13 protein-coding genes are annotated in these 12,429 nt (G+C 62.0%); 2 read left to right on the forward strand and 11 right to left on the reverse strand.

Features of this window, described 5'->3' with window-relative positions; all coding sequences use genetic code 11:
* Positions 1-9: 9 nt before the first annotated feature.
* From AC1Y2B_RS06130 to AC1Y2B_RS06140, 3 genes are all read right to left on the reverse strand, one after another.
* Positions 10-204, reverse strand: coding sequence for a hypothetical protein (locus AC1Y2B_RS06130; protein WP_482252183.1), 195 nt, complete (start codon positions 202-204; stop codon positions 10-12).
* Between the two features lie 206 nt (positions 205-410).
* On the reverse strand, positions 411-596 hold the full coding sequence (locus tag AC1Y2B_RS06135; RefSeq protein WP_482252184.1) for a hypothetical protein: 186 nt from the start codon (positions 594-596) through the stop codon (positions 411-413).
* Between the two features lie 268 nt (positions 597-864).
* Positions 865-1,473 carry a L,D-transpeptidase gene (locus tag AC1Y2B_RS06140; protein ID WP_482252185.1) on the reverse strand — a complete coding sequence of 203 codons (609 nt, stop codon included), beginning with the start codon at positions 1,471-1,473 and terminating at the stop codon, positions 865-867.
* 189 nt (positions 1,474-1,662) lie between these two features.
* Here AC1Y2B_RS06140 and dalA point away from each other — a divergent pair, with 189 nt between their 5' ends.
* The gene (gene dalA / locus AC1Y2B_RS06145; RefSeq protein ID WP_482252186.1) at positions 1,663-2,178 is read left to right on the forward strand and encodes a divisome-associated lipoprotein DalA; all 516 of its coding nucleotides are present in this window, start codon (positions 1,663-1,665) and stop codon (positions 2,176-2,178) included.
* 56 nt (positions 2,179-2,234) lie between these two features.
* Here the strand turns inward: dalA and AC1Y2B_RS06150 are convergent, their stop codons facing one another.
* The 7 genes from AC1Y2B_RS06150 to hslO all read right to left on the reverse strand — a co-directional run bounded on the left by AC1Y2B_RS06150 (position 2,235) and on the right by hslO (position 10,488).
* Positions 2,235-2,735 (reverse strand): L,D-transpeptidase family protein, encoded by a 501-nt coding sequence (locus tag AC1Y2B_RS06150; RefSeq protein ID WP_482252187.1) that lies wholly within the window; start codon positions 2,733-2,735, stop codon positions 2,235-2,237.
* A gap of 73 nt (positions 2,736-2,808) precedes the next feature.
* On the reverse strand, positions 2,809-4,029 hold the full coding sequence (locus tag AC1Y2B_RS06155; RefSeq protein ID WP_482252188.1) for a class I SAM-dependent RNA methyltransferase: 1,221 nt from the start codon (positions 4,027-4,029) through the stop codon (positions 2,809-2,811).
* Positions 4,026-5,858, reverse strand: a complete 1,833-nt coding sequence (locus AC1Y2B_RS06160; protein WP_482252336.1) for an ABC transporter ATP-binding protein — start codon at positions 5,856-5,858, stop codon at positions 4,026-4,028. Before AC1Y2B_RS06160 ends, AC1Y2B_RS06155 begins: the two co-directional genes overlap by 4 nt.
* Positions 5,858-7,711, reverse strand: coding sequence for an ABC transporter ATP-binding protein (locus AC1Y2B_RS06165; protein WP_482252189.1), 1,854 nt, complete (start codon positions 7,709-7,711; stop codon positions 5,858-5,860). Before AC1Y2B_RS06165 ends, AC1Y2B_RS06160 begins: the two co-directional genes overlap by 1 nt.
* A gap of 59 nt (positions 7,712-7,770) precedes the next feature.
* The gene (locus AC1Y2B_RS06170) at positions 7,771-8,913 is read right to left on the reverse strand and encodes a CCA tRNA nucleotidyltransferase (RefSeq protein WP_482252190.1); all 1,143 of its coding nucleotides are present in this window, start codon (positions 8,911-8,913) and stop codon (positions 7,771-7,773) included.
* A complete protein-coding gene (locus AC1Y2B_RS06175) occupies positions 8,910-9,500 on the reverse strand; it encodes a CoA pyrophosphatase (protein WP_482252191.1) in 591 nt (196 codons plus the stop codon). Before AC1Y2B_RS06175 ends, AC1Y2B_RS06170 begins: the two co-directional genes overlap by 4 nt.
* Positions 9,493-10,488, reverse strand: coding sequence for an Hsp33 family molecular chaperone HslO (gene hslO, locus AC1Y2B_RS06180; protein ID WP_482252192.1), 996 nt, complete (start codon positions 10,486-10,488; stop codon positions 9,493-9,495). Before hslO ends, AC1Y2B_RS06175 begins: the two co-directional genes overlap by 8 nt.
* Positions 10,489-10,564: 76 nt before the next feature.
* On the opposite strand from hslO, the gene AC1Y2B_RS06185 reads away from it, so the two are divergent.
* Positions 10,565-11,014 (forward strand): NUDIX domain-containing protein, encoded by a 450-nt coding sequence (locus AC1Y2B_RS06185; protein WP_482252193.1) that lies wholly within the window; start codon positions 10,565-10,567, stop codon positions 11,012-11,014.
* On the opposite strand, the gene AC1Y2B_RS06190 is transcribed toward AC1Y2B_RS06185, so the two are convergent.
* Positions 11,011-12,273 (reverse strand): PP2C family protein-serine/threonine phosphatase, encoded by a 1,263-nt coding sequence (locus AC1Y2B_RS06190; protein ID WP_482252337.1) that lies wholly within the window; start codon positions 12,271-12,273, stop codon positions 11,011-11,013. The genes AC1Y2B_RS06185 and AC1Y2B_RS06190 overlap by 4 nt on opposite strands.
* Positions 12,274-12,429 lie beyond the last annotated feature (156 nt).

A 12,429-nucleotide genomic window follows, 5' to 3' on the forward strand; every position in this document is an offset into this window, starting at 1 on the left:
AGGCCCGTATCAGTTATTGCTTGCGGCGACAGCAGCCACGACCAGCAGCAGCAGCAGCGGAACGACGAGACCACCAGCCGAGGAGGAGTTGGTGGTGGCAGCAGCGACGACCGGAGCGGGTTCAACAACCGGCTGGGCCATGCCGCCAGCGAAAGCGGTGGAAGCAGCCAGCGTCAGGGCAGCGGCGAGGGCGAATTTTTTCATCTTGGTCTCCGTTTTGGTTCATCCGGTCGCTTGACCCGCAAGGGCGCGACAGAATTGTTGCTCGTGGCAGGATAAAAGCATTTTGAAGGCGGATTTGCAACCGCTCCGCGCCGCCTTTGACCAAGTGTTGCCAGATTACCCAGTGAAAGAAAAAGAAAAAGACGGTGGAGACCCACCGTCTTTCCCACGAAATCGTGCAGTCGAACTTAGTTGTTCGAAGCGACGGCAGCCAGAACCAGCAGCAGCAGCAGCGGAACGACGAGGCCGCCAGCGGACGACGAGGTGGTGGTAGCAGCAACGGCCGTCGGGGTGACGGTGGCAACCTTGACGCCGCCGGCGAAAGCGGTGGAAGCGGCCAGCGACAGAGCGGCGGCGAGAGCGATTTTCTTCATAGTGATCTCCAGTTATTGCGCCCAGCCGAAGTTTCGCAGAGGCGGCGGGCGCGCCCAAGACTGTTCCTCATGGCGCCGTAAAAAGCAGGTCAAATCATGCTTTGCAACAGCCTGCTTGAGAGTTCTGGCGGGCCGGGCCGCAGAATCGTCAAATAAGCAACACCTTTCGATCTTGTTTGGGCACCAACCTCCTCTTTAGGTAGGTGCAGGTCGTGCATGCGTCGGGACAAAACCCAACGATTACGACCTTTTGCCAGTCTAATTCCGCCTAGATCAGCAGAACTTGCGTGCCGACTTTGGCCAGATCGAACAGCTCCAGGATGTGTTCATTGTACAGGCCAATGCACCCATTTGACGACCGCCGACCGATCTTGCGGGTGTCATGCGTGCCGTGGATTCGATAGGACGGCCAACCCAAATAGAGGGCGCGAACGCCGAGTGGATTCTCGGGCGAGCCGCCTTCGACAAAGGGCGGCCAGTCGGGATTGCGCTCCAACTCACCCTTGGTTGCAACCCAGCGCGGGTTTACGACCTTTTGCATGACAGCGGTCTTTCCGCGCTTGGTCAGTTCTTCGGTCAAGGGAACCGAAGTGGGATAGAGTTTGTAGATCGTCTGATCTTCTGACCAGAAGTGCAGCGCGCGCGAGGTGATATCGACCAGAATCGCACCCTTCTTGGTGTCGGCGAAATAATCCTGCCAGTCCAGCAACCGGAAGCTGGAGATGTTGGCCCGGGGGTTCGCCTCAGTTGTCGGGGTCTCGAACTCGGTAGAGTTCGCGAAATCTTCGGCTTTGGCGGGCAGGACAGAAGCCCCCAGTCCTGCGGCGGCGGCACCGAGGAACAGACGACGCCCCAACTTCTTGTTCTCGTCAGACATTCTCTGATCTCCGTTGTTTTCGTGCAGACTGCTTGATGAAGGGTTCTTACAGACATGTGCGGTCCGTCGCAATTCACACGCATGTCAATCGGCCACCGATTGCCATGGGTTTTTCTCGCTCCCGTTTTGCGGTAAGGACGATTGATACGGAGTCAGAGGCCCGATCAGGGTCCGATACAGGTGACGAACATGGAACGACGCTCTGCCCTTCTTTTTGGCGCTGCCGCAGCCCTCGCCGCTTGTGCGCCGCCGCCACCGCCCGCCCCGCTTGGGTCGGACGGCAAGCCCTTGCCCAAGGTCTATCACATCAATCCCGGCGATGAATCGGCGATTTCCTACCGGATGCTGGATGCGGTCAACGCCTTGCGCCAAAGCAAAGGCGCGCCCCAGGTGTCGTTCAATGCCGAGCTGATCGCTGCCTGTGCGGCCCATTCGCGGGATATGGCCGTGCAGAACCGGCCTTGGCACTTCGGATCCGATGGGTCCTCGCCACTGGTGCGGGTGCAACGGGTCGGCTTTACCGGCAAACTGCTGGGAGAGTTGATTTCGGAAACCTACGAGACAGAGCTTGTCACCCTGTCGGACTGGATGAACCAGTCGGACACACGCGCGATGCTCTTGGATCCGCGGGCCACACAAATCGGCTTTTCGTGGTTTCAGGAACCATCGGGCAAGCTGTGGTGGACGATGCTGTTAGCGGCCTGACCGTCAGGAGCGTTCCTACAGAGAAAATCGGGGGCCTTTCGGGCCCCTTTTTTGTCTTACGGGAAAATGTGGATCGGCGTTCCGGGGGTAACCATCGAATAGATCTGCTCGATTTCCTTGTCGGACACCGCGATGCAGCCCACTGTCCAGTCACCGCTGACCTTCGTCCAGCCGGGCTGGCCATGGATGAAGATATCGCCACCGGGTTCCTTGTGTGCCGCCTTGGCGAAGGCCCGATCGGCGTCGTTGGGGTAGGAAATCCGCAACGACAGGTGATAGGTTGACCCCGGATTGCGCTGGCTGATCTTGTAGGAGCCTTCCGGCGTCTTGCCATCGCCTTCAAAATGCTTGGTGCCAACCGGGTTACCTCCCAGCTGGATGTCATAGGTCTTCAGGACCTTGTCATCATGCATCAGGAACATCTTGCGGTCGGCCTTATGCACCTCGATCAAGGTGACCGAAGGGCCGGTGTAGGTCAAGAATTTCGAATGCTGACCACAGGAAACCAGCCCCAACAGGGATAGGGTCAACAGAATAGCCCGGAAGAATGCCGTCATGTGCCTGCCTCAGCGTTTTTTGTTGGATTAGCCGATGTTGGATTCTCTGGCCAGCCTGAATTCCACCGGATGCTTAAAGCGAGAAGCGGGCGGCGAGTTCGACGTGCGGCGACCAGCGGAACTGATCAACCGCTTGCACCCAGTCCAGCTTGTATCCGCCCGCGATCAGGATCTTGGCATCCCGGGCAAAGGTGGCGGGGTTGCACGACACGGCGGCGATGACCGGAACCTTGGATTTCGCCAAGGTGTGGCTTTGCGCCTCGGCCCCGGCGCGCGGCGGGTCGATCACCACCGCGTCAATGTGGCGGAACTCATCGGGCTCCAGCGGGCGGCGGAACAGATCGCGGACGTCGTTGGTCACGCGTTTGAGGCCCTCCGCCATCCGGAACCCCTTGTCGAGCGCGAGAAGCATCTTGGCTTCGCCTTCCACCGCGTGAACTTCAGCCTTTTCGGCCAGCGGCAGGGCAAAGGTGCCAATGCCGGCGAACAGGTCAATGATGCGGCGCGCAGTGCCGACGGATTCCTGAACGGCTGCCAGCAGGGCGGCTTCACCCTCGGCGGTGGCTTGCAGGAAGGCACCGAAGGGCAGGGGCACATTGGCCTTGCCCAACCGCAGCGAGGGTTGGGCGCGCAAAGCCACGATCTCGCCGTTCCAGGTCAGGCGCGACAGACCGAATGCCTCGGTCAGGCGGGCAAGTTCCAGTTGCAGGTTGGAATCCGCCACCTTGCCGCCCGATACGGCAACATCAGTGCCAGAGGGTGTGCGGGTGATCTGAAGGTCCAGTTCCGTGGTGCGCGATCCGCCGAGTTTGACGATTTCTTCAAGTGCCGGGAAGGTGGCCATCAGATCAGGGTGGAGGAGTTGGCAATTGGGCACGGCCACCAGCACATCCGACGCGCGGGCATGGAAGCCCATCAAAACGCCGCCCTTGGTGCGACGGGCGGCCAATGTGGCGCGGCGGCGAGAGCGGGCGGGCGAGGTCAGGATTGGCCTCAGTTCGGCCTCCAGCCCCTGGGCCGCCAAGGCCGCTCGGACGATCCCGGTCTTCCAATCCGCGACAAAGCCATCCGAGGCGTGCTGCATCATGCAACCACCGCAGGTGCGGGCGTGGACGCAGGGCGCTTTGACACGGAATGCCGAGGGGGTCAGGATGCGCAGGTCAATCAACTGATCGCCTTTGACCGTACCCTCGACCTCCTCGCCCGGCAGGGTTTGGGGCGCATAGAGTGCCCCCTCTGGTCCAAGGATGATCCCGTCACCCAAATGTCCCAGCCGTGCGATGGTGAAATTCACTCTGCCGCTTCCTTCTCGTCAACGCCGATGAAGCCGCCGCTTTGACGGTTCCAGTAGCGGGCGTAAAGCCCTCCTGCCGCCAAAAGTTGGGCATGTGAGCCTTGTTCAACGATCCGGCCCTCGTCCAGGACAATAATCCGGTCCATTTCGGCGATGGTGGACAGGCGGTGGGCGATGGCGAGCACGGTTTTGCCTTGCATCACCCGGGCCAAGGCGCCTTGCACCGAGGCTTCCACTTCGGAATCCAGCGCCGAAGTGGCCTCGTCCAGCACAAGGATCGGCGCATCCTTCAGGAAGGCGCGGGCGAGGGCGATGCGCTGGCGCTGACCGCCGGAAAGCTTCACGCCGCGTTCGCCAAGGAACGCGTCATAGCCGCTGCGACCCTGATGGTCCTTCAAACCAAGGATGAATTCATGCGCTTCGGCGGCACGGGCGGCGGCGAACATTTCCGCTTCGGTGGCATCAGGACGGCCATACAGGATGTTCTCTCGGGCCGAGCGGTTGAACATCGCTGTTTCCTGCGTCACCATGCCGATTTGCCGGCGCAGGCTTTCCTGTGTCACGGCGCGGACGTCGATCCCGTCAATCAGGATGCGCCCGCTTTCGGTGTCGTAAAGTCGCAGCAGCAGGGAGACGAGGGTGGATTTCCCCGCGCCCGAGGCGCCGACGATGCCGATCTTTTCACCCGGCGTGACGGTCAGTGAAACCTCCTGCAGCCCGCCCTTCTTTCGACCGTAGGCGAAAGAGACGTGGTCCATCTCGATCTTGCCCTTGGCGCGCGGCATCTCGATGGCGTTGGCGGCATCGGTCAGGGAATAGGGCGGCGTCAGGGTCCGCAGTCCGTCTTCAACCTCGCCCAGATTGCCGAAGATTCCCATCAGCGAGAAGCTGACCCAGCCGGTCATCTGCGCCAGACGGAAGCTGACCGCGCCCGATGCGGCGATGTCGCCGGCCGTGGCAGCCCCGGTCGACCACAGCCAAACCGTCGCGCCAACCATCAACACCGGCAAGACGCCCGCCAAGGCCATCAGGTTGAAGCGAAACCACGAGGAAATCGCACCATAGACCATGGCGCTGTCCCGGAAGGATTGCATCGCGTCAAGTGCCACGCGGTCTTCATGTTCCGTATGCGCGAAGAGTTTCACGGTCTTCATGTTGGTGACCGTATCAACAATCTGCCCGGTGACATTCGCCCGGGCCGAGGCACGCATCGCAGAAGCCCCGCGCACCCGGCGCAAATAGTAGCGGATGAAAAGGCAATAGGCGGCAACCCAGGCCAGCAGCACCAGCGAGACGGTGCCATTGATCGCCACCATCAGCGCCACGGACCCGATCACCGAAGCCAGCGCGAAGGCCGCTGTTTCGATGGAGCCTGACACGACATCCGTCGCCGCCCGCGCGGTCTGCATCTGCTTTTGCGCGATACGACCGGCGAAGTCATTGTCAAAGAAGGTGACCGAGTGGCCCAAGGTCCACCGATGCAGGCGTGACAGGATCAACGGGAACAGGTTGGGTTCAATCGTCAACGACAAGGCAGACGTGTTGATGCCGAAAATCAGCGGCCTTGCGATCAGGTAGAAGGCGGCAAAGGTGGCGAACAGATGCCAGTGCAGATGAAACACCTCAGACGGGGTACCAGTGGCGGCGTCAATCACCCGGCCAAGGATGGTGGCACTGATCGCCTCAAGCGAGCCTGCGGCGGCAGACCAGAAGGTGGCCCACAGAACCCCGGCCCAAGCGCCCTGCAGCGCCCAGCCGAAGAATTTCACCGGACGCGCCGGTGGTGGCAGGTTGGTCGGCCGGAATGGCCTGATCGTGGGTCCCAGCATCACTCGGCAGCCTCCTCGATGTCTTCATCGCGCAGGAAACCGCCCGATTGCCGCGCCCAGAACTGGGCATAAAGTCCACCCTTGGCAAGAAGGGCGGCGTGGGTGCCCTCTTCCGCGATGTGGCCGCCCTCCAGCACCACGATCCGATCCATCGCCGCGATCGTGGACAGGCGGTGTGCGATGGCGATCACGGTTTTACCCTGCATCACGCCGAACAGCGCCTTCTGGATGGCTGCCTCAGCTTCGGAGTCCAAGGCCGAGGTCGCCTCATCAAGGATCAGGATCGGGGCATCTTTCAGGATCACCCGTGCCAGTGCAACCCGCTGACGCTGACCGCCCGACAGTTTCACGCCGCGTTCGCCGACATGGGCGTCATAGCCCTTGCGGCCTTGGGGGTCTTCCAGCGTCAGGATGAAGTCATGCGCCTCGGCTTGCTTTGCGGCGGCGATCATCGCCGCATCGCCCGCATCGGGGCGGGCGTAAAGGATGTTGTCGCGGACCGAGCGGTGCATCAGGCTTGAGTCCTGCTGTACCATGCCGATCTGGCGGCGCAGGCTGGGCTGGGTGACATGGGCGATGTCCTGACCGTCGATCAGGATCTGACCCTGCTCGGTGTCGTAGAACCGCAGGATCAGCTTTACGAGGGTGGACTTGCCCGCGCCAGAGCGGCCAATCAGGCCAATCCGTTCGCCCGGACGGACGGTCAGGGACAGGTTCTGCAACCCACCGGAACCGCGGCCATAGTGGTGGCTGACGGATTTGACTTCGATCAGACCTTTCTGGAAATTCAGCGGGCTGGCGTCCTTGGTGTCGACCAACGAAATCGGCTGGGTGATGGTCTGCATGCCTTCCTGCACGGTGCCGAGGTTCTGGACCAGGTTCGTCGTCGCCCACATGATCCAGTAGGTCATCGAATGCAGGCGCAGCACAAGGGCCACCGCCGCGGCCACCAGACCAACCGAGGCCATCCCGTGATACCACAGGTAGATCGCCCAGCCGGACACGCCGGTGACCATCAATCCGTTGATGAAGGTCAGCGCCGTGTCCATCACGGTGACGATCCGCATTTCCTTCTGGAAGGTGGAACGTGCGCCCTCGATCGCTTCCTTGGCATAGGCCAGTTCGCGGTCGTCATGCGCAAAAAGCTTGACGGAATGGATGTTGGTGTAGCTGTCCACCACACGGCCTGTGACGGCCGAACGCGCCTCGGAACTGGCGGTGGAAGCGGGGCCGGCGCGCCGGATCGTCCAGCGCATCAAGGCGATGTAGCCCAGGAACCATGCGACAAGGGGGATCAGCAGACGGGTGTCGGCGTTGGCCAGCATCAGGGCAGCCGCGATCAGGGTGGTGGAAGCGAAGGCCACCGCGTCGAAAACCTGAAACACGGCGTCCCCAGCGGCCGGGGGCGCCTGCATGATGCGGTTGGCGATACGGCCGGCGAAATCGCTTTCAAACCAGCCGACCGGTTGGCGCAGCACATGTGCATGCGCCCGCCAGCGCATCATCGTGCCGAAGTTGGTCAGGATCGTGTTGTGCAGCAGCGCAACGTTGGTGCCGCCGATCAACGGACGGATCAGCACGATGGCGGCCGCCACCAGCATGATTTCCGTGCCATGCGCAGCCCAGACCTGCACGGGGGTCCCCTGACCCAGCAGGTCGACCAGATGGCCCATGTACCAGATCAGGCTGACTTCGGCAGCCGCATTCATCGTCGAGAACAAGGCTGTGACACCGAACACGAAGCGGAATGGGCGAATATAGTCCGCCAGAAAGGGCCAAAGCTGGCGCGGCGGGGCATCAGTCTGGGTATAAGGCGCGTAAGGGTCGACAAGACCCTCGAAGAACTTGAACATGGCGGACCTTTGGATTGCCCGCTGGATATAGCCCGATTTGCCGGAAAGGGAAACGACGGTTACGTCAGCAGGGCTTCCCGGGTCAGCGTCAGATCGCTGGCAAGCCAGCGCGCCTCCAGCGCTTTCAGCGTTAGACCCAGCGCTTCACCTTGCAAGCCGGGCATCAGGTCGGCAGCGGACACCGGGAAACGGCTTCCCGCGCCACGGTCAAGATCAGCGCGCCAACCTTCGGGCAGCGCGCTTTCCAAAAGGGCAGCGCGCGCCAGCACCACATCCCCACCCGGCGTGGCCCCAAGTTTCCACCCCAACGCGGCGGGGGTGAGTGAGGAGCCGATTTCATCGCGGATCCGGCTGATTTCGGACTGCTCTTGCCGAGACAGGCGCAGGTGCGGACCGGGGTCTTCACCGCCCAGCACAGCAAGACGGCGCTGCCAGCGCGGCGTCTGGTCGGCCTCAAGGTGGATCAGAAGAGCCATGGCGCGGGGGTCCGCGCCGGGCAGAATGTGGCGCAGGACGCCAGTTGTGGCCATACTCGCCAAGGCCGGGGCAGGGTCACGGGCAGCGAGAAGCTTGCGCATCTCGGCGCCGACCCTCTCTCGGCTGAGCCCGTCAATGCCCTCGGCAAGGTCGGCGCAGGCAGCCAGGCCTTCAGGATCAATCCCCTCCGTCGGGTCGCCATAGACCGCGTAAAACCGGAAGAACCGCAGAATCCGCAGGTAATCCTCGCGAATGCGCTGATCCGGCTCTCCGACAAAGCGCACCCGGCGGGCAAGCAGATCCGGCAGACCCTGCAGCGGGTCGACAACCTCGCCCGAGGGTTCGGCGTAGAGCGCGTTCATGGTGAAATCCCGCCGCGCCGCATCTTCCGTCAGATCACAGGAAAAGGACACGACGGCGCGACGGCCATCGGTTTCCACGTCGCGGCGGAAGGTGGTCACTTCGTGGGTCATGCCACCTGCAATAACCGTCACGGTGCCATGATCAATGCCCGTTGGAATGACCTTGAAGCCGGCCGCCCCGGCCAGATCAACCACCGCCTGTGGCAAGGCGTCGGTGGCAAGGTCAATGTCGGTGACCGGCAGGTGCAGCAATTCATTGCGCACGCAACCGCCAACAAACAGGATGCGGTGACCGGCAAGGCCCAAGACGGCACACAGGGCCTGTGTCCCGTGATGGTTCAGCCAAGCGCCGCCAATTCTCAACCCTTTGCCCTTTCGGCCAATCCGCGCAGGATGCGCGCCGTCGCCCCCCAAATATAATAGGGGCCCCAAGGCACAGCGTAATACGCCCGCCATTGTCCACGCCAGAGCCGCCGTTCAATGCCGTAACGGGAAAGATCAAGAAGATGCGCCAAGGGGACGGTAAAGACTTCTTCGACCTCTCCCGGGTCACGTTTGGGCATAAATTGGGCAACTTCAGCAAGGATCGGCGTCATTTCAAAGCCGGTGACTGTCTCATGTGCAGGCAATCGGCCGATCACACGAACCAACTGCGGCGGCAGGCCAATCTCCTCGTCAGCTTCACGCAGTGCGGCGTCTTCCAAGGTGGCGTCATGCTCTTCCTGCTTGCCGCCCGGAAAGGCGATCTGGCCAGGATGGTGCTTGAGGTGTGAAGCGCGTTTGGTCAAGATCACCTCGGCCCCGCCGGGCCCTGCCATAACCCCGACCAGAACCGCAGCCGGGCGCAGGGTCCGGCCAGCAGGATAAAGGCCGGGGTTGAGGTCAAAGTCAGACGAGGCGCCGGCTGACCGCGCAAGCGAGGCGGTCAGCCGGGCCAGTTCATCAGGCATTGTCAGCCTTTGAGGCTTCAAAGCCGAGGGTCTTGGGGTCAAACTCGTAATGCGCGCCGCAGAACTGGCAGTCGGCGGTCACAATGCCCTCGGCCGTGGTCATATGCGCAATGTCGCGTTGCGAGTAGATCGACATGGTCTGCCGGACCTTGTCCTCGGAACACGAGCAGCCGAAGTGGACCGGCGTCGCATCGAACACCCGCGGGCCTTCCTCGTGGAACAGACGGACCAGCAGATCCGTGGGGGCAACGGTCGGGCCAATCAGCTCAAGCTCTTCCACGGTGTCCAGCAAGACGTTGACGCGGTTCCAGTTTTCCGCCGGTTCCCCTGCCAGAATGTCGGTGTGCGACAGCAAGCCACCCTCGCCCGATCCTTCCGGGGCGGCGACGCCTTCGCCCACCTGCGGCATGTGCTGCAGCATGACCCCGCCGCCGCGCCAATGCGACGGATGTCCGGGCATCTGGCTTTTGCCAAAGGTCAGCGCGAAACGCGTCGGCAGCTGTTCGGACTGGGCAAAGTAGGTCTGCGCACAGTCGGACAGGGAATTGCCGGAAATCGGTGTGAACCCCTGATAGGGCGTCATCCCGGCGCCCTGGTCCAGCATGACGGCGAAATATCCCTCGCCGATCTGGCTGAAGGCCGGCGCGTTGGGATCAAGCCGATCCGCGTCATAGCTGGCATAGGCGCGAATGCGGGCCGACTGACCCTCTTCGGTCGGGCCGTAGTAGTCGGTCGCAATCAGCCGCGCCGCGCCCTTGCCGCGGATTTGCAGCGACAGTTTCCAGCGCAGCTTGATCGATTGCCCGATCAGGGCGGTCAGCAGTGCGGCTTCCGCCACCAAAGCCTCGATCTGGTCGGGATAGTGGTGCTGGGTCAGCACGCGGTCCAAGACGCCGTCCAGACGGACCACACGGCCGCGGATGTCGCTGGCGTCAAGCTGAAAGGGCAGGACGGTATCGTCCCAGGTGATCTGGTTTCCGGTGACCATGGGGTTTCCTTAAGGTGCCAGTCTTGGCATACCGCGCCTATATTGGCAGAGCAACCGGGCCACCAAGGGGGAAGCCATGATCAGACGGTATGGCGAGGCTGTGAAAACGGGGCAGCGCTACAGGCGGCGGCCGGGGGTTTACGGCGTCCTTCTGCGCGGCCGCGAGATTTTGCTGACCCATCAGGCCGAACCGATCCCGGAATACCAGCTTCCTGGCGGCGGCATTGACAAAGGGGAGGCCCCGATCGCTGCGCTGCACCGCGAGGTCTACGAAGAAACCGGATGGCACATCAGCAGCCCGCGCTGGTTGGGCACCTATCGGCGTTTCACCTTCATGCCGGAATACGACATGTGGGCTGAAAAGGTCTGCGCAATCTATCTGGCGCGGCCCACAATGCGCATGGGTCCTCCGTCAGAGCAGGGACATCGGGCGCTGTGGGCGGATGTTCGTACTGCCTTGGACTTGCTGGACAATGTCGGGGACCGCGCGATGTTGGCGCGCGTGCTGGATCGCGCGGATCTTTAGCCTTCACCGGTAAAGTCGAACAGCACGCCCGACACGTCGTCGGGAAAGTCCTTGCCGCCAGCAAAGGCTGACAGATCCCAGATCAAAGCTTCAAGCAGTTCGGTGCTGGGGAGGGACACGCTGCGGACCAACAGGCGCAACAATCCCTCACTGCCCAGTTCGTTGCCCAGCGCGTCAGGGCATTCGGTGATGCCGTCCGACGACAGGAACAGCCTGTCGCCCGGCGCGAGGATGATCGAACAACGATCATAGACCGCGCCCGGGATCAGGCCAATGGGCATGCCGCCCTCTCCCAACTGTTGCAGATTGCCGTTGGCCCGAATCACGATCGGATGCGGATGGCCGGATTGAACGAAGTCGACCTGCCCGGTGATCAGGTTTATTTCAGCATAGGCCATGGTGAAATACTGATCGACCTGCATTTCCTCGATCATCATCTGGTTGAGACGCGCCGCCACAACCTCCGGCGGCCACGAGTCGCGCAGGCCTTGGGCATTCACGGTCAGGGCGATGTTCTGATCTGACGCGCCGCCCGAAAACAGACCGGCCAAACGCGCCGTCATCATGCCCGACGCCACGCCATGTCCCGAGACATCGACCGAAAAGATCGCAACCCTGTGGGCATCGATGCGAAAGCTGCCGACCAGATCGCCGCCGACATGACCCGAGGGCCGCAACAACACATTGGCCGTGCCACCGCCATAGTCACGCACCCGATCCCGAACGAGGGCCTGCTGCAACTTGTGCGCCTCGATCAGATCACGGTCGAGCGAGTCATAGACCCTTTGCAACTGATCCAGCGTGGTGCCGACCAGACGGTTTTTTTCCACCAAGGCTTGATGCATGGTGACGACCCGCTCGCCCGCCCGCAGGCGGGCGCGCAGTTCGTCGGAGTTCACCGGCTTGGTCAGGAAATCATCGGCGCCGTTTTCCAGGCCCACCGCGATTTCTGTCTTTTCAGATTTTGAGGTGAGAAGAATGAAATAGCCGTAACCTTCCTTTGGCAGGGCACGGAAGGCTTGGCACAGTTCCAGTCCGCTTATGCCGGGCATCATCCAGTCCGACAAGACGATGTCGAAGGTGCGGCGCTGACACAGATCAAGCGCTGCAGCACCATCCTCCGCCTCGGTCACCTCATAGCCCCAGCGTTGCAATTGGACGCTCAGGATCCGGCGCTGCGCCCGGCTGTCATCGACGACAAGCACGCTGACCCGACCCTGCGGGGCCGAGGCCAGAAACGGGTCGCTGGGATGCACCATTGCCAACATTGTCACCTTGAGCGCCAAAGCGCCGGAATTTGCCCTCATGCCCTTGTTCTGCGCGTCAGGGTTTAAGAGAGGATGAAACCTAAAACTCTCATTTCTCGGGTTTTTCGGGATTACCGGTTGTTAAGGGTGAAGCCTCATGCTGGGCCT

The organism is Stagnihabitans sp. (assembly GCF_964946895.1).

Bases quoted from the DNA above. Each gene is read 5' to 3' on its own strand.
- AC1Y2B_RS06150 (WP_482252187.1), bottom strand. From the start codon at position 2,735: ATGACGGCATTCTTCCGGGCTATTCTGTTGACCCTATCCCTGTTGGGG.
- AC1Y2B_RS06160 (WP_482252336.1), bottom strand. From the start codon at position 5,858: ATGCTGGGACCCACGATCAGGCCATTCCGGCCGACCAACCTGCCACCA.
- AC1Y2B_RS06175 (WP_482252191.1), bottom strand. From the start codon at position 9,500: ATGCCTGATGAACTGGCCCGGCTGACCGCCTCGCTTGCGCGGTCAGCC.
- AC1Y2B_RS06130 (WP_482252183.1), bottom strand. From the start codon at position 204: ATGAAAAAATTCGCCCTCGCCGCTGCCCTGACGCTGGCTGCTTCCACC.
- AC1Y2B_RS06165 (WP_482252189.1), bottom strand. From the start codon at position 7,711: ATGTTCAAGTTCTTCGAGGGTCTTGTCGACCCTTACGCGCCTTATACC.
- dalA (WP_482252186.1), top strand. From the start codon at position 1,663: ATGGAACGACGCTCTGCCCTTCTTTTTGGCGCTGCCGCAGCCCTCGCC.
- AC1Y2B_RS06135 (WP_482252184.1), bottom strand. From the start codon at position 596: ATGAAGAAAATCGCTCTCGCCGCCGCTCTGTCGCTGGCCGCTTCCACC.
- AC1Y2B_RS06185 (WP_482252193.1), top strand. From the start codon at position 10,565: ATGATCAGACGGTATGGCGAGGCTGTGAAAACGGGGCAGCGCTACAGG.
- hslO (WP_482252192.1), bottom strand. From the start codon at position 10,488: ATGGTCACCGGAAACCAGATCACCTGGGACGATACCGTCCTGCCCTTT.
- AC1Y2B_RS06140 (WP_482252185.1), bottom strand. From the start codon at position 1,473: ATGTCTGACGAGAACAAGAAGTTGGGGCGTCGTCTGTTCCTCGGTGCC.
- AC1Y2B_RS06190 (WP_482252337.1), bottom strand. From the start codon at position 12,273: ATGGTGCATCCCAGCGACCCGTTTCTGGCCTCGGCCCCGCAGGGTCGG.